Origin of the sequence: Sporosarcina koreensis (assembly GCF_042655825.1) — a bacterium.
Taxonomy (GTDB): domain Bacteria; phylum Bacillota; class Bacilli; order Bacillales_A; family Planococcaceae; genus Sporosarcina; species Sporosarcina koreensis.
Genome location: NZ_JBHSNP010000027.1, coordinates 152,308 through 175,550 on the forward strand (window position 1 = coordinate 152,308; position 23,243 = coordinate 175,550).

The 23,243-nt window shown below is 48.3% G+C and carries 20 protein-coding genes; 8 read left to right on the forward strand and 12 right to left on the reverse strand.

Annotation, left to right across the window (positions count from 1 at the left end; translation table 11 throughout):
- Positions 1-107 precede the first annotated feature (107 nt).
- Positions 108-530 carry a general stress protein gene (locus ACFPTP_RS13460; protein ID WP_381445776.1) on the forward strand — a complete coding sequence of 141 codons (423 nt, stop codon included), beginning with the start codon at positions 108-110 and terminating at the stop codon, positions 528-530.
- A gap of 243 nt (positions 531-773) precedes the next feature.
- Here the strand turns inward: ACFPTP_RS13460 and ACFPTP_RS13465 are convergent, their stop codons facing one another.
- Both ACFPTP_RS13465 and ACFPTP_RS13470 read right to left on the reverse strand, forming a co-directional pair.
- Positions 774-1,514, reverse strand: coding sequence for a hypothetical protein (locus ACFPTP_RS13465; protein ID WP_381445778.1), 741 nt, complete (start codon positions 1,512-1,514; stop codon positions 774-776).
- Complete coding sequence (locus ACFPTP_RS13470) at positions 1,515-5,351, reverse strand: AAA domain-containing protein (RefSeq protein ID WP_381445780.1); 3,837 nt, start codon at positions 5,349-5,351, stop codon at positions 1,515-1,517.
- A 185-nt stretch (positions 5,352-5,536) separates the two neighbouring features.
- Here ACFPTP_RS13470 and ACFPTP_RS13475 point away from each other — a divergent pair, with 185 nt between their 5' ends.
- The 3 genes from ACFPTP_RS13475 (at position 5,537) to ACFPTP_RS13485 (ending at position 8,698) form a co-directional block, all read left to right on the forward strand.
- The gene (locus ACFPTP_RS13475; RefSeq protein ID WP_381445782.1) at positions 5,537-6,454 is read left to right on the forward strand and encodes a YflT domain-containing protein; all 918 of its coding nucleotides are present in this window, start codon (positions 5,537-5,539) and stop codon (positions 6,452-6,454) included.
- Between the two features lie 292 nt (positions 6,455-6,746).
- Entirely contained in the window at positions 6,747-7,955 is a 1,209-nt protein-coding gene (locus tag ACFPTP_RS13480) for a thermonuclease family protein (protein ID WP_381445784.1), read from the forward strand.
- Positions 7,955-8,698: a YitT family protein gene (locus tag ACFPTP_RS13485; RefSeq protein WP_381445786.1), complete on the forward strand. Its 744-nt coding sequence runs from the start codon at positions 7,955-7,957 to the stop codon at positions 8,696-8,698. The genes ACFPTP_RS13480 and ACFPTP_RS13485 overlap by 1 nt, the downstream gene beginning before the upstream one ends.
- A gap of 26 nt (positions 8,699-8,724) precedes the next feature.
- On the opposite strand, the gene ACFPTP_RS13490 is transcribed toward ACFPTP_RS13485, so the two are convergent.
- On the reverse strand, positions 8,725-9,267 hold the full coding sequence (locus tag ACFPTP_RS13490) for a helix-turn-helix domain-containing protein (RefSeq protein ID WP_381445789.1): 543 nt from the start codon (positions 9,265-9,267) through the stop codon (positions 8,725-8,727).
- Positions 9,268-9,428: 161 nt separating this feature from the next.
- On the opposite strand from ACFPTP_RS13490, the gene ACFPTP_RS13495 reads away from it, so the two are divergent.
- Together ACFPTP_RS13495 and ACFPTP_RS13500 are read left to right on the forward strand one after the other, a co-directional pair.
- Positions 9,429-10,706 carry an MFS transporter gene (locus tag ACFPTP_RS13495; RefSeq protein ID WP_381445791.1) on the forward strand — a complete coding sequence of 426 codons (1,278 nt, stop codon included), beginning with the start codon at positions 9,429-9,431 and terminating at the stop codon, positions 10,704-10,706.
- A 21-nt stretch (positions 10,707-10,727) separates the two neighbouring features.
- The gene (locus ACFPTP_RS13500; RefSeq protein WP_381445794.1) at positions 10,728-11,717 is read left to right on the forward strand and encodes an ornithine cyclodeaminase family protein; all 990 of its coding nucleotides are present in this window, start codon (positions 10,728-10,730) and stop codon (positions 11,715-11,717) included.
- 114 nt (positions 11,718-11,831) lie between these two features.
- On the opposite strand, the gene ACFPTP_RS13505 is transcribed toward ACFPTP_RS13500, so the two are convergent.
- The 6 genes from ACFPTP_RS13505 to ACFPTP_RS13530 form a co-directional block, all read right to left on the reverse strand.
- The gene (locus ACFPTP_RS13505; protein WP_381445796.1) at positions 11,832-12,611 is read right to left on the reverse strand and encodes an SDR family NAD(P)-dependent oxidoreductase; all 780 of its coding nucleotides are present in this window, start codon (positions 12,609-12,611) and stop codon (positions 11,832-11,834) included.
- A 99-nt stretch (positions 12,612-12,710) separates the two neighbouring features.
- Positions 12,711-14,237 carry a tripartite tricarboxylate transporter permease gene (locus ACFPTP_RS13510; RefSeq protein WP_381445798.1) on the reverse strand — a complete coding sequence of 509 codons (1,527 nt, stop codon included), beginning with the start codon at positions 14,235-14,237 and terminating at the stop codon, positions 12,711-12,713.
- A gap of 18 nt (positions 14,238-14,255) precedes the next feature.
- Entirely contained in the window at positions 14,256-14,705 is a 450-nt protein-coding gene (locus tag ACFPTP_RS13515; protein WP_381445800.1) for a tripartite tricarboxylate transporter TctB family protein, read from the reverse strand.
- Positions 14,706-14,815: 110 nt separating this feature from the next.
- The gene (locus ACFPTP_RS13520) at positions 14,816-15,829 is read right to left on the reverse strand and encodes a Bug family tripartite tricarboxylate transporter substrate binding protein (protein ID WP_381445802.1); all 1,014 of its coding nucleotides are present in this window, start codon (positions 15,827-15,829) and stop codon (positions 14,816-14,818) included.
- A gap of 139 nt (positions 15,830-15,968) precedes the next feature.
- Positions 15,969-16,661 (reverse strand): response regulator, encoded by a 693-nt coding sequence (locus ACFPTP_RS13525; RefSeq protein ID WP_381445804.1) that lies wholly within the window; start codon positions 16,659-16,661, stop codon positions 15,969-15,971.
- Complete coding sequence (locus ACFPTP_RS13530) at positions 16,645-18,255, reverse strand: ATP-binding protein (RefSeq protein ID WP_381445806.1); 1,611 nt, start codon at positions 18,253-18,255, stop codon at positions 16,645-16,647. Before ACFPTP_RS13530 ends, ACFPTP_RS13525 begins: the two co-directional genes overlap by 17 nt.
- Positions 18,256-18,423: 168 nt before the next feature.
- Between ACFPTP_RS13530 and ACFPTP_RS13535 the strand changes: the two genes are divergently transcribed.
- A complete protein-coding gene (locus ACFPTP_RS13535; protein ID WP_381445808.1) occupies positions 18,424-18,660 on the forward strand; it encodes a hypothetical protein in 237 nt (78 codons plus the stop codon).
- A gap of 256 nt (positions 18,661-18,916) precedes the next feature.
- Entirely contained in the window at positions 18,917-19,423 is a 507-nt protein-coding gene (locus ACFPTP_RS13540) for a hypothetical protein (protein ID WP_381445810.1), read from the forward strand.
- Positions 19,424-19,473: 50 nt separating this feature from the next.
- Here the strand turns inward: ACFPTP_RS13540 and ACFPTP_RS13545 are convergent, their stop codons facing one another.
- The 3 genes from ACFPTP_RS13545 to ACFPTP_RS13555 all read right to left on the reverse strand — a co-directional run bounded on the left by ACFPTP_RS13545 (position 19,474) and on the right by ACFPTP_RS13555 (position 23,016).
- Complete coding sequence (locus ACFPTP_RS13545) at positions 19,474-20,793, reverse strand: acetamidase/formamidase family protein (RefSeq protein WP_381445812.1); 1,320 nt, start codon at positions 20,791-20,793, stop codon at positions 19,474-19,476.
- A gap of 431 nt (positions 20,794-21,224) precedes the next feature.
- Complete coding sequence (locus tag ACFPTP_RS13550; RefSeq protein WP_381445814.1) at positions 21,225-22,634, reverse strand: tetratricopeptide repeat-containing diguanylate cyclase; 1,410 nt, start codon at positions 22,632-22,634, stop codon at positions 21,225-21,227.
- Positions 22,635-22,794: 160 nt separating this feature from the next.
- A complete protein-coding gene (locus ACFPTP_RS13555) occupies positions 22,795-23,016 on the reverse strand; it encodes a hypothetical protein (protein WP_381445817.1) in 222 nt (73 codons plus the stop codon).
- Positions 23,017-23,243 lie beyond the last annotated feature (227 nt).

A 23,243-nucleotide genomic window follows, 5' to 3' on the forward strand; every position in this document is an offset into this window, starting at 1 on the left:
GACTGCCTATTGTTCACGTTTTTACTGAGCGCCACGCATCTTGGTTGTTTCCTTTTCCCGCAACAAGGGTATTTTCCGAAGACAAAGAGGCATGAGGAGGTACAATGATGAATAAAACGTTTATTGGATCTTTTCCGAATCACGAACGATTACTGTCTAAAATACTGGAGCTGAAGCATGAAGGTGTAGAGGAACAGGATTTGCATATTGTCATGAAGGACGAATTGGCGATCGATGAACTGCGTAGCAATGCGCTGCGGGAAGGGGAGGATTCCCCGTATAATCTATTCAATCATTTCATGGGGTTCCATGCCGGCGAACAAAATGTGCGCCGCTTGCTGAAGGACTCTGGCTTCACTGAAAATGAAGCAAAACATTATTTCGACGCGGTACAAGATGGCGCGTTGCTGCTTTACATGAATGGAAAGCTGAAAAAAGAGCATAGCGATGAGCCGATTGCGGTTGAAAGGCAATACGAGGGCTATAAGCCGATTCCGTTGGATGAAACTGAGGCGAGTCCTGATCATTGAAAAAAGGAGGAAAAGCGTTACGCTTTTCCTCCTCTTTTTATAGTAGTTGACGGGTTATTAGGCGGTTTCAATGCTCGTTCAGGCGGTTGGAGCGTGTTTACAGGCGGTCAGGATGTTGTATCAGGCGTTTCGGGTGACTTTTCAGGCGGTCGCGATACTACTTTAGGCGGTCCGCACTTGACTTCAGGCGGTTAAGACCCGATTTCAGGCGGTCACTCCGTTGCAGTCAAACCCATTCGATCCTCACCCTAAATACTTCTCCCGCCACTCCGTCAGTTCGCGCTCCATGATCTGATTTTCAAGCGTCTCGTCCCACTCGCCTGTCATCGTGTTCCAGACGCGTGCATAAAGCCTGTCGTCGGCGGTTTGGTGAAGTCGGAATTCGATGCAGGGGGCGGATTTTTTTTCGAGTTCATTGACCGCCGTAATTGATTGGACAACGAGCTGCACATTGCCATCCGTATAAGCGACATCAAGTTGGTCGAGCGCTTCCCGCCACTCGTCCTCCTTGAATTCATTCAGCTTCCGGGAATCCACTGCGTGCCGGTACGCCTCCCCAGCACTATCCGTCGTCTCCCCTACAATGAATCTCCCGTGCGACGGACTATAATGGACAGTCGACTCCTCCATCTCCGGCGGCTGGACGTAAATCCCGGCCTCGAACTGCTGCTTTCCCGTTTCCGTCAATGAATAGACACCGCCACTGTTCACAATCATGCCTGCCCTAACCATTCGCTCAATAATGTCTTCAATGAACAACGGTTCGACGACAAGCATCTCGCTTAATTCTTCAGCTGAAGTGAATTGCGACGTTCGGAAAGCGACCAGCAGCATTTTCATCAAAATGTCCATCTTCGTCCGTTTCACCGTTTCGTACTCGATATCGACCACTTGGATCGGTATTGACCATTTGGCCGTTTCGAGCAATTTCACATTCAAGTCCCTCAGCAATTCATCCCGCAGCCGCTTTTCCAATGCGTCCATTCATCCATTCCTTTCTGAACCTGCAAGTGCGAGCTCCCTGAAGCCGTCCTGCAGTTTCACTTGTTCCACAAGTCGTGTGTACATCGCCTTCGTCGCAGCTTTTTTCGGACGTTTCGTGAACATCTCCGAGCTGCCGACGATGACCAGCAATTCCCTCGCTCGCGACAAGGCGACATTCAAGCGGCGATAATCTTCCGCGAAACCGATTGTGCCGCTTGGCTGCTCGTGGTTCCGGACGAAGCTCAAAATGATGATGTCCATTTCCATCCCTTGGAATTTATCGACAGAACCGGTCCGGCAATGCAAATGCTTCGGCATGATGTCCTGTTCGATGAGCCGGTCGATCCGCTTCACCTGCTCGCCGTAGAAGCTGATGACGCCGACGCTTTTCTTCTCGTCCGGCCGCATCCTGCCTTCACGCTTCGCCGATTCGGTCGCTTCCTCTATATCCAATAGCAATTCACGGACCCTTTCCAGTTCCGCTTCATTGTAAAGACTCGTGCCGCCTTTCACTTGCGCTTCGAAAAACGCGGGCTCATTCGGCATATCAAACCAGAGCAGATGGTCATCGCGTCTCACGAGACTAGAGGAAAGCAGATGATCTCGCACCGCGTCCGAATCGTTCAGCCCGCATTGCAGCCGGTACTGGCCATCTTCGTAAAACGGCGCAATCGTCTCCATTATCTCCTCATGCATCCGGTATTGAATGCCGAGCATCGTCTTGTTCTGTTTCGGCAACGTTCTGAACAGCCGCTCGAACAGCGATTCCTTCAGCATGCCGCGCAGTTCTTCCTTCTCCAAGTCGTCCTTGATCTCCTCGATGAATTCCTCCATCGTCTCCCGGCCGACGAGCGGCGGCAGCTGGTGATGATCCCCGACAAGGACGATCTTCTTCCCTTTCAACATCGGCAGAAGCAGTTCGGGCGGCGTCGCTTTCGACACTTCATCGATGATGACGACGTCGAATTCAGGATAATCCTCCATGAAATCCCGTCTCGCAGAAGCGACACAAGTCGTTCCGATGACATTCGCATGCTTCACATACAGCTTGCGGATTTCATCCAAATCGAACTCCTCTGCCCCAGCAAGCATCTCGCTCCATTCATCCTGCAACATACGAGCGACCGGCATGCGGTCAAGCTCGTACTGTAATTCCGCGGCTTTAGCCGAGTACCCATCGATTTCTTCCATCAATTCCTTCTTCCGTTTCTCCGGTTCGGAACGGATGATTTCCTCCAAAGCGGAAATCCGCACTTCAAGAGATTCCACTCGGCTCACTGCATCCGCCTTCTCTTTCAGGAGTGAATCAAAGACTTCTTGTAAGGTCGCCAGCTGTTCGGAAGTACTGCGTAATTCCGTTGCGTTCTCCTCGACAGCCTGCTCAGCCCGTTGGAATAAAACCTTCCGCCCTTCAAAGTCGGCAATCGTCTTTTCAAGTTCCTCGATCATCTTCTCGACGTCCGCCTGATTGACATGCTCATCCACAAGCAAGGCAAGCACGGAACTTTCTTCCTTCAATTGATGAAGCTGTTTCTGATTGTTTTCGATGGCACGTTCCGCTGAAAGCACTTCTGCTTCGACTTCTCGAAGTTGAGCAGTCATCTCCTCCATGACGTCATTTTTCAAAGTGGTGAACCGCCCCGCAGCCTCGCGGTCGGAAGATGCCTTGATCGTCGCAGCGGTTTTCCGTACGTCGTCCGCTTTACCATATAAATAGCCGAGATTCTCGGCAAGTCGATGTAAGAGAGCGGCCTTTTCCGCATTCGCTGGCGCCGCCAAAATCCGTTTCGTCTCCGGTCTCACAAAGAAACGGCCAATTTTATCCAGCATGTCATGCATCTCTTCAGCTGTTTTGTATTTGTCGTCTTGCTTGCCGCGGACCTGTTCCACCGGGTAATGATGCTTCCGGAGCAGATTTTCCGCATGTGAGATGCCATTCGCCAGCCGCTCCGCCACTTCCTTCCATTCGAGAAGCGCATACGGATATGTACCGTTTTGAATGTCAACCCGCAGACGGCGAAGTGTATTGATTTCGAGGCTGGTCGGAAGCGAAGGCTTCATGTTATGCGAAGTGAAAAGCCCTTCCAGCTCCTGAAGCTTCCTGACGTCCGGAAGTTCTTCGATGAATCGCGGCAAAGAGCCTACCTGTAACCTGTGATTCGCAGATTCCTCCGTTAGCCTACGGATCTCCATCTCCGCGAAGCCGATCGCCTCGACCGTTTGGAAATAACGGAGCTTTTTACGTTTCTCCGTTAGATCGAGTTCAGCCGCGGCCATCCTTTCATGCACTTCCTGACTGATAGAAGCGGCTTCCTGTTCTTCAAGCAACCTGACTTTTTCAATCGCCAGCTTTTCTAGTGTTTCGGTAAGTTCATTAAGTTGACGGCCAAGCGAATTCAGTTGCTCATCAAGCTTAGACTGCAGTTTTTTCAAAGAACCCCGCTGCAATTGCAAGTCACTGCTTTCCGTCTCAGCGGCCTTTTTCTCGGCGATCCGCTGTTCCATTTCTTCGCGTTCCGTCATAAGTTGCTGCAGTTTTTCCTCAAGACGTTCAATTTCCTCGGCGACTTCCCTCTCCCGTTCCGCACGCTTCTCCCGCTGTTCATTAACGGAAGCCAATGTTTCATCCCGCCAGTAGGAAGCGACATTTTCCTCAATAAACCGCTTGCCTTCCTCTTCGATGCTCTCCGTCCGCCCATAGCGCAAAATCCGGATGCCCGGATCGGACAGCAGCCTACCGAGCGCATTGTCGACCGCCAAATTCGATTGCGAAGCGACGAGCGTCCGCTGCCCCGCCAACATGAGCTGGTGGCAAAGTTCCGAAATGACCGTCGTTTTCCCCGTTCCCGGAGGCCCTTGAATGACATACAGATCATGCGCAGACATCGCGCCGGTGACCGCTTCCCGCTGGAATTCATTCAACGGATGATGGAAATCGAGCTCCATCCGCTTATTCGTAATTTGGACGACAGGCCGTTCTTCGAACAGTACTTTCTCCAAATTAGGATTCGCCGCAAAGCCGTCCTGCAGATCTTTGAACCCTTTCCGCAGCCGCCTGATTTGGCTCAGTTCCGCAAAATTGCTGAAGACGATTTCCCGGGCGCCATTCGGCAATAAAGAGCCGCGTCTTGCAATCGCCTGGTATTTCCGGCTCAACTCGATCTTCACCGACCGTCTTCCCCGGTTCACATCAACGACCGTTCCAAGATCGTCGCTTGAACCTTTCACCTTTGCGCTGAATCCGGTAATTGCATTCCAGTCCTTCGCTTCCAATCCGCCGCACGTTATCGTCAGCTGGCTGAACGATTCATTGACGACCGGGTTTGAGCAATGGGCGGTCACATCCGCGACGTCCGCATTTTTCTCCTCGATCCGCAAGTATCCTTCCCAGCTCTTGATCCGCTTTTCCACGTATTCCGAACGTTCTTGTGCAATCGGGAGCTCCCGAAGGCTCGTATAGAGCTGGATCGGCATCGGACTGCCGGTACGCCGGTTGACGGCGAATGCCAGGCGGACGCCAAGTCGGCGATTCGTCCGGACAGGCTCTTTCCGCCCTTTCACTCTGAAGCTCGTCGCGAGGAATCCTTCGTTTTTGTAGACGCATTCCATGACGGCGACCCGTTCGTTCAAATGATTGGCGAGCTGCGGATTTTGCTCCGGGTCGAAATAGAAGGAGAATGCCATGTTGTCCTGTTTTGCGGGCAGTTTTTCAATGTAGACGGTGTAATGTGCCTGCATGGAAAAGAGCTCGTTTTCGTCGATCGCCCAGTTTCCGATCTCCTTGCGCGCCCGCTGTGTCATATCGAGGCGGCAGCCCAAGACTTCCTTATCGTTCATCATGACATCCTCCTTTCTGATTCATTCTGTTCTCTTCCGAAATAAAACCATACGTTCTATCATACAACAAAATCGGGTACGGATTCATTAAAAATCGGGAAGTGGAACTTGTTGAAATCGTTTCCCATTTCGAAGATTCGGGTATGGCATTGGTAGGTTGTTACTGATAGAAGGAGTGAGTGAATATGAACCAGAAAACCTTTGTCGGGTTGTACGATACAGAAGAGGCATTGCTTGCCGCCATTGAGGAGTTGGATCATAAAGGGATCGACCCGGAGAATATGTATGTCATTGCCCGGAAAGAGGAGGATGTCGAAATGCTGAGGCGCCGGACGTCCGAGGATATCCAGTCGGCACCATCGAATTGGCTGGATCGTTTCATCGGATATATTTCCGGTGAGAATCATGTGCGCAGCATGCTCGTCGAAGTCGGCTTTGATGAGGCGGATTTAAGGCGGTATGAAGCGGAGATCAGGCAAGGGAAATGGCTGCTTTATGTCGATGGCGAGCCGGAGAAATCCGCTTATGAGATCAACGAGGAGAGGCATTTGGCGGAAACGAACCCGTTCAATCATTCGGTTTCGGAAGCTGAACGCTTGAATCAAGATGACGATTCGCCTGTCGGCATCGGGGAGGATGGCTTGCCGAAAAATGATTATCGGGATAGTGTGTTGACGGATGGCTTCGAGGGCAATAGGCCAGTCGCGAGAGAAGACCTGCTGTTCGGCAGAGTGGGAGCGGAGGCTTTATTCGACAGGTCCGAATATGAGCCGACCGCATCCAATCTTTCCCCATCGCAAATTCGCGGCACACCTTCCAGGGAGCGTGCGTCCCGTCGGAGTAGGGAGTTTGAAGGATTTGATCAAGAGCACCATGATGGCATTCCCGATCCGCGAAAGTTCATGGAAAGTCAGATGGACCGACAGGATGCGATGACGGAGGCGAATGATTTTGATGATGAGCTTGACCCACTGCAAGGAATTTACTCGGAAGAAGCCGGCGAGCAGAAGAAACCAATCATCATCGACTTGCGGAATGTGGAGAAAGTGGAAGACGATGCCGGAACTTGGCTGCAGCCGAAAAACCGGGATCTAGATAAATGATAAAGAAGTCGACCATGCACCTTATCGGGTGTATGGTCTTTTTGTGATGCTGCGCTCATAAAACGCGGTTTGCGCTCATAAAACCGGAGAAGTGATCATAAATCCCGTTTTACGCTCATAAATCCGATTAAGTAATCATAAACCTCGTTTTGCGCTCATAAATCCGTTTAAGTGATCATAAAACGACGAACGGCGCTCATAAACAGTTATTCATATCCATTTTATTCAATCTCTCGTGCCTTACAAGTTTTCCTGCTATAATAATAGAGTGCTATTGCAAGGGGGATTCCCCATGCAGAAGCATGAAAACTATTTGGATGAGAATGTTGGAAACATCGCAATTCAAAGTTGGAGGATTGGAAATTTGAAAGGTTGGTTAATGGTTATTGTCGGATTGGTGTTCATTGGATTGTTATTTAAATTCCCTGTTTTCTTTATTGGCATCGCGATTGCGATCTGGGGAGTGACTAAAATACAGAAGCAAAAGAAATTGAATCAGAAATCGAAATTGCCACCTGCTTTACTGATTGTCGGATTATTGCTCGCGCTTACAGGATGCGCGGGTTCTTTAGACGATGAAGAATCTGCTGATAAAGCGACGACGACTGAGCAGGTGGCTACAGACAAGAAGGAAACGCCGGAAGAGAAGGCACCGGTAGAAGACGCTGAAAAGGCGGAAAAGGAAGAAGCGGAAAAGGCAAAAACTGAAACGGAAGCTGCGAAAAATATCCCAGTAGTCAGCGCACCTGCCTTAGAAAAGAAACCTGCTCCCGCTGCAAAACCGGCTCCGGTGAAGAAGACGGAGACATCCGGGACGACGGCGCATGTGCCCGTTAAACTCGTGAAAACGATAGACGGAGATACGATCAAAGTATTGTATAACGGCAAGGAGATCAATGTCCGCTATTTATTGATCGATACGCCGGAAACGAATCATCCGCGCCTTGGCAAGCAGCCGTTCGGCGAAGAGGCCAAGGAGCGCAACCGGCAATTGGTCAATAGCGGCGCGCTCACGCTCGAATTCGATATCGGGGAGCGCTACGACAAGTATGATCGATTGCTCGCCTATGTATATGTCGACGGGAAAAGCGTACAAAATACGCTGCTTTCGGAAGGTTTGGCACGCGTAGCTTACGTATACCCGCCGAACACCCGTCATTTGACGCCTTTCGAGGAAGCGCAGGCGGCAGCGAAGAAAAAAGGACTCGGCATCTGGTCGATTGAAAACTATACGACCGATTCAGGATTCGACAGCAATGCAGTTCCTGCCGCGAAACCGAAAACGCAAAGTTCGGCTAGTTCTGCAACAACGCCAAAAGCTCCAAGCCCAACGCCGAGCAAGCCGGTGGCTACGCCGAGCACGAATGTTGCTGGCGGACAGGAATGGTTCCAAAACTGTACGGAGCTCCGGAAGAAATATCCGAACGGCGTAGCAAAAGGCCATCCCGCCTACCAGGCAAAAATGGACCGTGACAAAGACGGATATGCATGTGAAAGATAATGAATGACAAAAAGCCGATTGAATCCTTTTGGAAACAATCGGCTTTTTCGTTGATTCGAATCAAGATTCGCAATGGCCAAGCATATACATTACAAAGCATTGAAATAGGTGGTGTCCTTATATTTATTCAGAAAGCTATTATCATTTTGATTGGTAGTTTATTAGTTGGGATCGGTGTGAATTTTTTTCTTGTTCCATTTGAGTTATTAGACGGTGGTGCTCTCGGCATTAGTTTGATTTTTCATTATGTGGCGGATGTAAGAGTAGGCTTTGCTTTACTTTTAATAAATATACCTATCTTTTTTGCAGCTTGGTTCTTCTACCGTTCATTTTTTTATAATGGTATTCATGGCTTGCTATTTTCCTCATTAATGATAGATCTTCTGTACCCTCTTCATATTTTCGGAGAGGCTGTAGGAACTGCCCCTCTTTTAAGCGCTATATTTGGAGGTGTTTTTATTGGCGCAGGTGTTGGGATTATGCTTCGTCGCGACATTAGTGTAGGCGGTACTGATTTACTCGCGCAAATGCTTGCAAAACGTTTGAAATTAAATCCCGGATACGTCATTTTCTCTTTTGATATTCTGATCGTTACGATCGGAAGCATTCTCATTTCATCAACGCAACTATTCGTTTCGTTTACGACCGTGTTCTTTGTAGGCATCACGATTAGTCTATTAGTATCCACTTCGAAAAGACGTCATACTATTTCATTTGACAAAGCGAGTGACCGATATGCATGAAGCCGGAAGGAGCCTCTTCCGGTTTTTCATTTACTTTTTATTTCCGACGATACACAAAGGATTTTCACTTCACTATCCGAGTAGTTATACCAATAATGCGGACGGGTGGAGTCGAGCATAAGCGATTCTGTCGGACCTAATTCGTAGAGCTCGTTTTCAATCCGGACGGTGAGAGTCCCCTCGATTACATAAAGAAATTCTTGTCCTCTATGCGTGATGAGATTTCCTTCCGTCTGCCCTGGTTTCAAGACGACTAATAGCGGGGCAAAATCGCGGTCGGTAACCATCGTTCCTAAGTCTTTGTAAAAAATTTGATGTGCATCCATCCGTTGATCGAAAAAAAGAGATTGAGAGGTAACTGTGTCTTCCTCCTCAAAGAAATAACTTGGGTTCACATCGAATGCAATCGATATCTTTTTCAAAGACTCCAATGTCGCAGACGACTTTCCTCTCTCCAACTGCGATAGGAAGCTGATGGAAAAGCCTGTTCGATCGGCAAGCGTTTTCAATGTCATGCCCCGTTCCGATCTTATTTTTTTAATTTTTATTCCTAAATGATTTGCAGTCATTTGCATTCTCCTAAAAATCCCTATTGACAGAATATTATCGTGACTCTATGATGGACGTACATATAATTGAAGTGACACTTCAATATTTCAGTAAAGCGCTTTCATTTTTTTTAGCGATCAATTGAAGTAGTGCTTCAATTATAGCAAAGGGGGAAGAAAATGTGGAGAAAAAACAGTTAAACAAGGTGTTGGTTGCGAGTCTCGTTGGTAGTTCGATTGAGTGGTTCGACTACTTCCTATACGGAACAGTCGCAGCGCTCGTTTTCAATCAACTCTTCTTTGTCAATGAAGACCCGACTATTGGTTTATTATTGGCGTATGCATCATTTGCGCTCGCCTTTTTCATACGGCCATTCGGTGGTATCATATTCAGTCATATCGGGGATCGAATCGGAAGGAAGAAAACGCTCGTTTTAACATTAAGCCTTATGGGGATTGCTACATTCGGCATGGGGTTATTGCCTACCTACCAGGCAATCGGTATTTGGGCGCCGATTTTGTTAATTACACTTAGGCTTATTCAAGGTTTAGGAATCGGTGGCGAATGGGGCGGCGCACTTTTACTCGCAGTTGAATATGCGCCACCTGAAAAAAGAGGCCTTTTCGGATCTGTTCCGCAAATGGGGGTTACAATCGGAATGGTGCTTGGTACGTTTGCATTGTCGATCATGACATTGCTGCCTGAAGGCTCATTCATGACATGGGGCTGGCGCGTGCCGTTCATCTTAAGTGCATTGCTCGTCTTATTTGGATTGTGGATTCGTAAAGGTATCGATGAAACACCTTCATTCAAAGAAGTTCAAGAGCGAGGAGAGATTCCGAAAATCCCTCTCGTCACAACATTTAAAACGCATTGGCGTGAAGTGTTGATCGCAATAGGAGCGAAAGTTGTCGAGACGGCACCATTCTACATATTCGGCACGTTCATCGTTTCCTATGCAACAAGCTATCTCGACTATTCGAGGACTGCAACGTTGAATGCCGTCATGATTGCGACAATTATCACGACGATTTTGATTCCGATTATGGGAAGACTTTCAGATAAAGTCGGACGCAAACCCCTTTATGTATGGGGTGCGGTTGGAATGATCCTTTATGCATTTCCATACTTCTGGTTGATCAAACAAGGATCTGTCGCTTTGCTCGTTATTGCAACAATCATTGGACTTGGCATCATTTGGGCTCCGATTACAGCGGTTCTTGGTACGATGTTCTCTGAAATTTTCTCGGCGGAAGTCCGCTATACAGGTATTTCGCTCGGTTATCAAATCGGAGCAGCCCTTGCTGGGGGGACTGCACCACTCGTCGCAACAGCACTGCTTGCTGAGTTTAACAATTCATATGTTCCGGTTGCGCTTTATATTATTTTCACCGCGGTCGTTTCCCTTATCGCCATTTGGGCTGTGAAAGACCGAAAAAACGAAGCGCTCGATCAATAATAATATTGAAGGAGCGATTTCATGCTAATTATTAATGAAAAAGAGATTCAAACAACGTACGGAATGAAAGAGGCAGTATATGACGTTGAACAGATTTTGCGTGCAAAAGCGGATGACAAAATCGCCAATCCTCACCGAACCGTCATCGAATTCCCGCAACATAGCGCATCTGTGCTGTACATGCCAAGTGCTGATTTGGTAAATGAAACGGCCACGATCAAAACGGTGTCAATTTTTCCGGAGAATCCGGCTGCGGGAAAACCGACGACACAAGGAGTCATTCTCGTAACAGACGCGAAGAACGGTGAACATCTTGCGATGATGAACGCTTCGTATTTGACGAGGTTGCGGACGGGAGCACTTAGCGGAATCGCAACCGACCGTCTTGCGCGTAAAAATACGACTGTACTGACCGTTATCGGAACTGGAGCGATGGCATTTGAACAAGTTCTCGGCGTCTTGGAAGTCCGACCGATCACAAAAATGCTGCTAGTCAACCCGACGACAGCAAAGGCGGAACGTTTCAAGGAGAGATTGCTCGCTTTCGGCGTTAATGAAAACATCCAGATTGAAATTATTGATAATGTTTCAGAAGCGGTCAGCGAAGCTGATATTATCTGTTGCAGCACCCGTTCGAATACACCGGTATTTGACGGAAAAGATGTAAGGCCCGGCACGCACGTCAATGGCGTTGGCTCTTATTTGCCCCATATGCGTGAAATGGATTTCACTTTCATTCAACGTTGCAGCAAGATTGTTGTCGACGACGAATCTGGCGTCAAAGAGGAAGCCGGCGAATTGATTCATGCGAACGAGCAGCCTGGATGGTCGTTCGATAATTTGCATGGCGAACTGATGGATGTAGTGACTGGGCAAACTTCAGGAAGAAGCGACGGTGAAGAAATCACGTTTTTCAAATCTGTCGGAGCCGCCTACTTCGACCTCGCTGTAGCACAAGGCGTTTACCGGAAAGCGTTGGAAACTGGGATTGGGATTGAAGTGGATGTATAATAACACAGGCGCGGAATTCATTTGAATTCCATCGCCTGTTTTTTTTGGACACAGGATCCCTCACTTTGATCGCGCGATAGCTTGTTTTGGGCACGATTCAAAGAAAGACAGGTCTTATAAAACCCCCGCCGCACCACCGTCAATATTAACTGATGTGCCCGTGACATAAGAAGCGGCATCTGACACAAGGAAGGTAATCACTTTAGCTGCTTCATCCGTATTTCCAATACGTCCTAACGGAATCTGAATTTGGCTGCTAGAAAACTCTTCCCATGATAGTTCCGGGTTCTGGTTTTTCCACTTCTTTTCAATCTGTTCACTGCGAATCAAACCAATACACACGGTATTCACCCGAATATTGTCTGGACCAAGGTCTTTGCTCATTGCTTTTGTTAACGCCATTCCTGCTGCTCTGCTCACTGAAGTTGGCAATGATGCCGCAGAAGGTGTCTTTCCTTTAACGGCTGTTACGTTGAGGATGGCACCCCCGCCAACTTTTCGCATATATGGTATCGCATTTCGGGAGCAATGGATAGCACCGAATAGTTTCAAGTCAAGATCTTGCTGCCAAAGGTCCGTTCCTACTTCATCAAAAGGATGGGCTTGAGAAGTCCCAGCGTTATTCACTAAAATATCTAAACGTCCATATTTTTCGACTGTAGCAGTAACAATTTTTTCACATTCCTCTTCTTTTGTAACATCCGCTTCCACAAAGAACACTTCTTTTCCTGTTTGTTCTAGAATATAAGCTGCCGCTTCTTCCAACCGTCCTTTATTTCTCGCACAAATCGTTACCTCTGCGCCTTCTTTCACTAAATAGAGAGCCGTTTCTAAACCAATCCCTCTACTTGAACCCGTAATGATAGCGACTTTTCCTTTTAACCCCAAATCCATAATAATCCCCTTTCCGTGAATAATAAAATTGGCTTGACTATTCCCATTATACTAATCTAAAAAACGGACTGCCCATTTTTAAGGCAATCCGTTTATTTATTAACCTTCTTCTTCCACAATGACCGCTTTGCCTTTCATTTTCAGCAATAGCGGAATCAATAGCCATGCTGCTGCCGCGATGATGAATACGAGCGATAGCGGCTTCGTGACGAAGATGCTGAAGTCGCCGTTGGAAATCGTGAGCGCGCGGCGCATATTGTTTTCGATCATCGGGCCGAGTACGAGCGCAAGGACGAGAGGAGCGACCGGGTAATCGTTTTTCGCTAGCAAATACCCGAGCACGCCGCATACGAGCAATAAATACAAATCGAACGTCGTATACTGCACAGCGTACACACCGAAAAATGAAATCGCCACGATGATCGGCAACAGATATTTCTTCGGTGTTTGTATGACTTTCGCAAAAACACGGACGAGAGGCATATTCAACGCCAGCAACATCAAGTTGCCGATGAACATACTCGCGATGAGCCCCCACGCTACTTCTGGATGTTCATCAAAAAGCAACGGACCCGGCTGGATATTGTACATGATGAGCGCGCCCATCAAGATGGCAGTTGTGCCGGAACCCGGAATCCCTAAAGTGAGCAATGGAATCATGGCGCCGCCGGAAGCTGCATTGTTTGCCGATTCTGGACCGGCGACGCCCGCGATGTTCCCTTTCCCAAATGTTTCAGGGCGCTTGCTGAATTTCTTCTCCGTCATATATGAGAAAAAGGAAGCGAGCGTCGCGCCTGCGCCAGGAAGAACCCCGATGAAAAATCCGAGCAGGGAGCCGCGGACGATCGGGACGGTGCTGTCCTTCATATCCTGCTTCGTCGGAAGGATGCGATTGATTTTCGCAATCGCCCCACCTTCTTCGTCCCTTTCCAATACCGTCTTGAACACTTCACCAAGTGCGAATAGCCCGACTGCAATCGTCAAAAACTCCAATCCCGAAAACAGGATCGGCTGGTTGTATGTAAATCGGGCAATTCCTGAAACAGCGTCGATACCGATCGTGCCTAGCATCAGTCCGAAGACGGTCATCATCAACGCCTTCGTCATCGATTTTCCTGCAAGACCGCTGACCGCCGCCAAGCCTAATAGCATCAAAGAGAAGTATTCAGCCGGTCCGAATTTGATGGCGACATTCGACAGCGGTTCCGCCAATAGGACAAGTCCGATCAGGGATACGATGCCGGCAAAGAATGACCCGATTGCAGCGATTGCCAATGCTGCGCCGGCCCGGCCTTGTCTTGCCATTTGATAGCCGTCAAGCGTTGTGACGACGGAAGATGATTCGCCGGGAGTGTTCAATAGAATCGATGTCGTTGAGCCTCCGTACATCGCGCCGTAATAGACACCGGCGAGCAAAATAATGGAACTGGCGGCAGCCGCGGTCGTCGGCATGCCTGATGTCATCGTTGCCGTAACCGGAATGAGAAGGGCCACTCCACTCATTGGACCGATGCCGGGCAACACGCCGACAGCTGTTCCGATGACAACGCCGATGAACGCAAATAATAGATTATGCCATTGGAAGGCTGTCGCAAAACCGTCAGCCAAAAATTGCAATGTGCTCATAGTGTGACTCCTTTCTTCTTAAAACCTAGGGAATCCAGGCAATGAGCCGCCAAGAAATTCCGCAAAGAAATAATAGACGCCAAACGAGAAAACGGCTGCGATAATAAGGCTTTGAACAATCCGGCCGCGTTCCATCGTCTGGAATGCGATAAGTAAAAAGAGGAACGTGGAAATGACGTACCCGATCTTCTCCAGCAGGAATGCATACAACGCCGCACCTACTAGAATGATGAGGAACTTTTTATATTGAAGCTTTTCCGCAGAAGCCGCTTCCGTTTTATATTTGAACGTTTCATACAGCAATCGTAAGCTCAATAAAATCAAAATGATGCCGAGTCCCAACGGAAAGATTTTCGGTCCAACCGTTGACCCATATGCACTGCTTGCAATCTTCATGCTTTCAATGACAAATAAAAGACCGATCAGTAAAAAAGCGATACTTGCATAACGATCGAATGTTTTACTCATAGTCCTTGACACCCCCTAAAAGAAAAGGCGGCCGTTCAAGCCGCCAAAATACATTGTCCTGCATTAACCGTCTATAAGATTCCACTTCAAACGCCCTGAATGAAGCTGCCTTATTTTTGCATGCCAAGTGCTGTCAACAGTTCCACGATGACTTGATCTTGTTCTTCCAAATACTTCGTGAAGTCTTCCGGACCGCGGTATTCGCTTTCCCAGCCATTTCTTTCAAGTTCTGCTTTCCATTCGTCCGTCTCGATCATTTCCTTCAGCTTCGCTGTCCAATAGTCGACAGCCCCATCGGTCATTTCCTTCGGTCCGAAAAGTCCGCGCCAAATTGTGAACTCAGCATCAATGCCCTCTTCTTTGAATGTCGGCACTTCAGCCAATTCGCCGCCGAGACGCTCCGATGAGCTGACAGCAAGGACTCGGACGTCGCCGGATTTCACATATTGTCCAATTGACGATGCATCCGTTGCAATCACATCCGCATTTCCACCAAGCAATGCTGCAACTGCTTCTCCACCGCCGTCATACGACACGTATTTCACTGTCTTCGGGTCAATTCCGAATTCGTAAGCAGGCAGGACACCGACGAGATGGTCCATTGATCCAGGTGCAGAACCGCCGGCAAGCGTGACTGATTTTGGATCTTTCTTAATCGCTTCCAATGCATCTTTCAACGTTTTGAATGGCGAATCCGCTTTCACGACAATCGCACCGTAATCGCGTGTCAACTGTGCCAATGGCGTCGTATCTTTATAGCCGTAAGGGCTGTTTCCTTCAGCTTTGTTGTGGTTGATCAGAAGTGGCGGAGATTTCACGATCAACGCGTAATCATTCTTCACTTCTTTCGTTGCAAACTCCGCCATGTAAACGGCACCGCCGCCACCTGGTTTATTCTCGACGGTGATCGGCTTTTCGATCAGCTTCGTGTCATTCATCGTTTTCGCAATTGCACGGGCGGTTAAATCCCATCCGCCGCCTGCCCCTGATGGTGCGACAATCGTAATGTTGCGCTCAGGATATTTCGAAGAGCTCCCCTCTGCCCCGTCATTCTTTGAACATGCTGCAAGGCTCAGTGCCACAACACTTGCCAAGGCAACAAACTTCAACTTCTTCCATTTCATCTTGCATCCCCCTTTGGAATAAAAAATTGATGATAGCGTTTTCATTACGCTATCATCAATTTATCAGAAGGTTAGTAGTTTTCAATGTTTGCAGTCATAAGTTCGATATTGGGCGTAAACGTCATTTTGTTCATATTGTTCACCGTCGTTGAATGAAGTACCTTCGTTCTGGACGGCCGACCGAACCATAGATCAACTCGGTATACGCCCGTTTTTCTGAAACGAGGTATTCCAAATAACGCCTTGCGGTCGATCGACTGACGCCGATGTCCACGCCGAGCGTTTCCGCGGTGATTCCCCCCTCGACCTGCTTTAGATGGCTGACGACCTTCTCCTTCGTGATCGGGTCGATCCCTTTCGGAGGAAGAGGGTCCTGATTGTCTGCTGCGGCATTTGTTTTATTCCACAGGAATTGGATGGAATCCTCTTTCATGACGCCTTCCCCCGCAAGCTTCTCCCTTTTCGCTTTATAGGAAAAAAGGCTTTCCTTGAACCGGTCGAATGTGAGCGGCTTCACTATATAATCTGCAACGCCGCGGCGATATGCTTTTTTCACGATGTCGACTTCGGTCGCTGCCGTAATGAAAATGATATCCGTTTCAGGGCTGTTTTCGTGGATGAAGCCCATGATCTCCGTGCCAAGCGCATCAGGCAAGTAGACATCAAGCAAAACAAGGTCCGGCGTCAGCGCCTGCACCCAATCCTTCGCCTCCTCGCCGGTATGCGCGGCCCCGACCACCTTGAAGCCTTCCATTTTGTCGATGAATCGGCGATGGATGTCGGCCACCCGTTTATCGTCTTCTATGATTAGGATTTCAATTGGAGTTGGCATAATGGTACCCCCTTTTCGGGATGGAGATGACGAACAGCGCACCACCTAAATCCCCTTTTTCCACCGTGATGGAGCCGCCCAAGTCTTCGACGTTCTCCGCCACTTTCATAAGCCCGTATCCCCTGTCTTCCACATCTTTCGTCGAAACCTTTTCCCGGAATAGATCATCCAATAGTTCATTCGCGATCCCTTTGCCCGAATCCTCCACTTCGAACAGGATCTCTTCCCCGTTATCCAGAATGAATAGACGGACCATCCGTCTCTCCTCGGGAATCATTTCGACCGCTTCAAACGCATTCGTCACCAAATTCCCGATGACGGAGACGAAATGGGTTTTCTCCAGATTGGCCGGCAGCTCGTTCAGAAAGCTGTCTTCATCGAGAAGGAAACGGACTTTCAACTCCCTCGCCCGGTTGAAGAAGCCGATGACGATTCCGCCGAGGAACGGATCCTGCAGCCGCTTCGTCACGAACTGGATAAGCGATTGGTGCTCCGCCGTCTCGTCATGGATGAGGCTGAGCGCCTCGTCGTATGAATGAAGCTGGATGAGCCCCGAAATCGTATAAAGGAAATTATTATATTCATGCGTCTGCGCCCGGAGTGCTTCCGTGTACCGCTTCACTTGCGATAATTCCATCGAAAGCTGGTCGATTTCCGATTGAAGGCGGAACGTGGATACAGCTCCGATGATTTGTTCATCCGCCCGGATAGGGATGCGGTTGACAATGATCTTCCGTCCGTGTATTTCCATCGGCCTGTCGAGATGCCGTTCCCCCGTTTCAAGCACTTTCGGCAGAAGGCTGTTCGGAAGCACTTCCTGGATGGTCCTGCCGATCAGTTCCGTTTGGCCGGAAATGGAAAGCGTGTCATAGGCGGCCGCATTTGCCGTCGTAATGATCCCTTTCGCGTCGACCATGATGATCCCTTCGCGAACGGACTCGATGAGCGCGTTCCGTTCGGTGAATAAATTGGCGATTTCCGCCGGTTCGAGATTGAATAGTTCTTTCTTGATGTTCCGGGAAAGAAAGCTTGAGCCGATAATGCCGAGAACGATGGCGATAAGCACGATGTACGAAATATTATCGACGTATTGAAAGAATATGGACGAAATGTCTTCATTCAAATAACCGACGGAAATGACCCCGATAATATCCCCTTTGTCATTGAAGACAGGCGTTTTCCCCCTGAGTGCGGGACCGAGTGTCCCGGTTGCCTTCGAGACATACGACTCTCCTAAGTGAAGCGCGCGTTCATTGTCATCCCCTACCATCTTTTGGCCGATCCGCTCGACGACGGGGTGGGCGTACCGGATGCCTTCGCTGTTCCCGATGACGACATATTCGGCACCGGTTTGGTGACGGACCGCTTCCGCGATCGGCTGCAGCAACCTGGATGGATCATCCGTTTCAAAAGCGGCTCGGACATCGGGACGGGCCGCCGTCGTCTTCGCAATGCTCAGCGCCCGGATGCCGATCTGCTTTTCAATCCCTTGCGACATCGTGAAATAGAACGATATGCCGATGATGATGGCGACGAGCGAAACAAACAAGGCGCCATATGAAAATATGCGTGATTGCAAGGATTTCGATTTCATGAGGATCATCTCTCAATCTTGAAGTATACGTGCAAGTTGTATAGGGACTTCATCGGGAAATCCGTTTCTCTCTATGTTACACTATTGGGAATTGTGGGGGAATAGGGTGCATCAATCTGGATGGATGCGGGTACGATATCATTGAGAGAAAGGAGCGTGCGTGACGCGATGAGGGAATTCAAAATCACTTATTTTTTCGATGAGGAACATTACATAAGGCGCTTCATCCACACCGACTCGTTGGAAAGCGCAGAACAGCTTGTCAAATCGGAACGGGACCAGTACATTTCGTTTCGCGATAGCCGGGGAATCTACCATGAGCTGCACACCGGCAAAGTGCGCGTCGTGCAAGTTTCGGAATATTTCCGGGAGGATAAGAAGAAAAAGTTGACTGAGAGAGATTGAGCCCTTATGAAAATGAATGGACCCTGAACGCGAAAGAATGGGCCCTTGTGAAAAAGAATGGACCTTGAACGCGAAAGAATGGGCCCTGAACACAAAAGAATAAACCTTTGCCAAATTAATCGGGACTTCTTTTATCTACAAAATTCGACAAAAGAAAAAAATCCATGCCGAATTATTTCCCGGGAAGCTTTTTTGCTCGTATTTTGAAACCATTCCACTTCCTACTCGTAAAGAGATGTTTAAAGGAGTGGGCAATTTGACTAGATGGACTTGGTTTCAACTCGTAACAATTGTGGTCGTAGGAATATTTCTCACTGGAATTCAACTATTCCGGACAAGTATCAATTCATTTCTTTCTTCAATTAACATCGGCGTCCAGCCAACAATCATCATCACTTTTGCAACAATCATCCTTGTTATTTGGGGAGTCGCTCTCCTTTTATTTTGGCAAAGCAAAAAAGGGAAGCCGCTGTTCAAACACAGAATTTGGCGTGTTATGCCGGTAATTGCTGGGGGCTGGCTGTTGCTTTCGATCATCGGTTTTCTTATTCTTGGTATGACTGTTCTATCGGATATCGACACTGGAATGCATTGGTTACTTGATTTATTCCTCATTTATTTCCTGGGAGTATTTTATTTTCTCACCCTTTCTCTTGTTGTCCGATATGGAAAGGTGAAGCAGGATACAAAGACGATTTCCATTTCTGCAAACATTGCAGTTCTGATTGCCATTCTCATTCTATTTTTCCTTCCAGGATTGTAATAAAACGAAAAAGCCTCACGGGGAAAACAATCCCATGAGGCTTTTCGCAATCAATCCCTATTTCGATATTGCTCATCCACTACATCGTACAAATTCGCCTTTTCCAAATAAGTTCGTGGTGCCTGGAAGGTTACGGTGACGACGCCCGGATGTCGGCCGATTTCGATGGAGCCGGTAATCGTGGCACGGTTCATGATTTCCTCGACTGGGACTTCGAAAAGTGCCGCTGCGCGGGCGAGTCCGTTTGCGGTTGCGACGTTCAAATCGGTGCCTGTGCCAACGATAGAGATCGGAAGGCTCTCCTCGATTTCCTCTACTCCCCATTGTGCAGCGAGCACCTTGGCGGATTGCTTTTCGGAAGCCGACAATGGTTTTGCCGTATAAGGCAAGTCCTCTTCATTCGGCAAAAGAATCGGCCCTTCGATGTTCATCCCTTTCAAGACGTTCACTTGCAGATGGACGATTCCTGCAACGTCGGCTGTATGCCCAGCGATTTCGCCATCTCCTTGCATCGCATGCATATCGCCGATGTAAACGCCGCCACCCGGCACTTTCACAGGGCAGATCAGTGTCGCACCCGCACGCACACGGCTAATATCCATATGCCCGTCCGTCCGATGCTCGTCCAGCTGTTCCTGTGTGACCGCGTATTCATGGGGCGCGCCGACGAGGAAAGATCCGAAGTCGCCGGCATTATGAGAATCCGGCATCGGCATTGATGGCGTCGTGCCAAGTTGGCCGAGGAAAGGACGCATTCTCGCCACTGTGCCGATCAGGTCATGGGGTGCAAATGTGACGATCGGGTTTTGGACAGATGCTTCAGGCGTGCTCATATAATGTCTTCCATTTTGTCCGATTTTCTCTGCCGCTTCCTTCGTCACCGTCAAGCCGACATCACCACGGTCGCTGAATGTGATCGTATAACCGTTCGTGAACGTGAATGGCGTAATGTCCTCATCACATGCAGCGCAGCGAATTGCTTCCTGCCCGATCCCTTTGATGACGGTGTCGGGATACATCGTTCCGCACCCCGGACATTTCACCGCTACAAATGGATCACCTAGGAAACGGCCTTCGATAGGTTGGTCATGTCCGGACGATGTCGCCATTGATGTCACTTCAATCGATTTAATCCGGATGGCAATCGCGTCCCCGACTTCCGCGCCTTCAACGAAAACAGGCGTCGTCACTTCATGGCCGCCTTTAATGCAAGGCGTAATCATCGGTCCCCAGCAGCCCGGTGCCGTATTCGCGACAATTTGCCCGCCATCCTTCACAGGTCCAAGCATCTCTTTTGCCGGATCCAATACCCCGTCAATGAATGAGTTCACAAAAAGTGTTTCAACTGGTGTTTTTACTGCAGTTTCCATCTTTTCTTCCCCCTTGTTTACTCGTACTATATTCATTATATCAAATTTCATAATTTTATAGAAATTTTCAAACCCTTTGCTGTCGTTGGTTTCGTTGCGAAGCCAGTTCATTTCGTTGCGATTTCACTTGTTTGCGTTGCTAACTCATTTCATTGTTTTGCAGTCCGCTTTTATTGTGTTGCGACCGTTTGATTGCGTTGCGGCACACCTTGATTGTGTTGCGACAATTCGATTGCGTTGCGAGCATCTTTGGTTGTATTGCGATTCAATTTGATTGTGTTGCGACAATTTGATTGCGTTGCGAGCCAATTTGATTGTGTTACGACCAACCTTGATTGCGTTGCGGGCTCTGTAACGCGGGTTGACGTCATTTCCAAAAAGCACCATGGCGCGATTCAGCAAAAAAAGAGGCCTTTTGCAGCCTCTTTTTCTCAATTCATTATACAAATGCGATTTTTCCCGGCTTCCTTTGCTTGATAAAGCGCAACGTCTGCTTGGTGGAACAGTCCGGAGAAGGTTTGGATCGTGCCGTTTGCGTTATCGGCTGCGCCAACGCTGGCGGTTAATGAAATATAAATGCCGTCTTTTTCGATTTTGATGGAACGGATGGCCTCGAGAAGATTCTCTGCTTTATGTCGGGCTTCTTCTAGGGAAAGGTTGCGCAGGATGATTGCGAATTCATCGCCGCCGAAACGTCCCATCAAGTCCCCGCTTCGAATAAGCCTTGCGCATTCTTGACCGATTTTCTTGATGACTTTGTCGCCGAATATATGGCCGTAAGCATCGTTCAAGCTTTTCAGATTGTCGAGATCGAACGCGATGCAGACGATGCTTTCACCTGTCAGCGCGGCCTCGGCAAGCCATTTGTCCGTCGTCATTTCCATATAGCTCCGGTTGTACAGTCCAGTGAGGAAATCGGTGTTGGCCCGGCGTTCAATTGTCGAAATCCGATGCTTCACGCCAAGTTTAACTGCCGCCATTGTGACTTCGTGCTGGCGCAGATCGCTTAAGAGATTGATGTATGCTTGCTGGGCTTTGTAACCCCGTTGCACGTCTCCCATCAATTCACAAAGCGTGCATCTCTTTTCCAAAATGCCTTTCAGCAAATTCTTGTCCTTATAGCTTTCCGCAAGCTCTTTCGCAGTATCGTATGCTTGCAATGCTTCGGGATACATCTTTTTCTTCATTAAATAACGTCCATACAAATCGTGCACTTGCGTCTTTTCCCGAATGAATGAATCGAGGAGCGGATCATTGACCATTTTCTTGACTAGCTGTTCCGCTGTTTCAAGCTGTTCCATGCCGATCAACGCGTTTGCAATGTTCAGCGTCACCCGGAATTCCAATATCGGGGTCCGCGGTTCATGCAATTTAGCCATGGCCAATCCTTTTTCCGCCATCATTAACGCGTTTTCAAAATCCGATTCGATTGCGAGGATCATGCTGTAATTGCTATATGCATTGCTCACGATATTGTAATGTTTGAGCTTTTCACCGAGCTCGATGGCGCGCTCCAATGTTTCTTTTGCTTTTTCATAATCCTTATTAAACTCATGAAGCAGGAACAGGACGTTGTAGCCATCCAATCTATCGGCTTCATCGCCATGATCGGCGCAGTATTCGATATAGGCATCGATGCTATGGAACGCCTCTTCGATCGCGCCGATGCAATAAAAGGACGCGGCGTTGTTGATATGGGCTGTCAAAATGGATTTCGGGTCATTCGCTGCTAAACCGGCTTCCAATAACTGAAAGCACGCTTCGATTGTCTCTTCATATTTCCCTTCCACACGCAGCTTCAGGACATTTCGCTGCAATGAAACCAGATCTTCCTTCTCCATGTCCACAACCCCTATCCTATTTTATTAGTTCAATATAACTGTATGAACCATATCATTATTTAATACTATAGTATCATACAATGGTTTATTGTGGAACTTATTTATTGGATAATTATGTATGGAGCTGTATGAATCAGCTCCTTTATGTTTACATTTCCCCCTACTTACTTGACTGTCCTTGAAGTGCGTTGGCGATTGTTCCCCTTGGCATTTCAGCTACGTCCAGCATGTTCGATTCGGCTTTGAATAAATTCTTCTCATACTCCTTTTCGAATGAAGCAAGGAGATCCACTGCAGGGCCAACTCCCGCAAATATGGCTCCACTGCTTGCTACTACGGCTCCTGCCAGTAAAATTGCTGCTATCTTTTTAATCGCAATCACTCCCCCAAGTGATGGTATTGTCTATAACTATACGGGTTTTCCGGCGAATAGAAAATTCAATTTTATTGATAAAATACGCTATTCCCCCTTGAAAATCGCCATCATATAAAATGAACTCATAAGCATCGACAAATTATATTGTCAGATGCTGGGGGAACTTGGAGAAACATTCATTTTTCGCGACAGGCATAATTGAAAAAGGAAGCCAGCATCTTTAGCCGACTTCC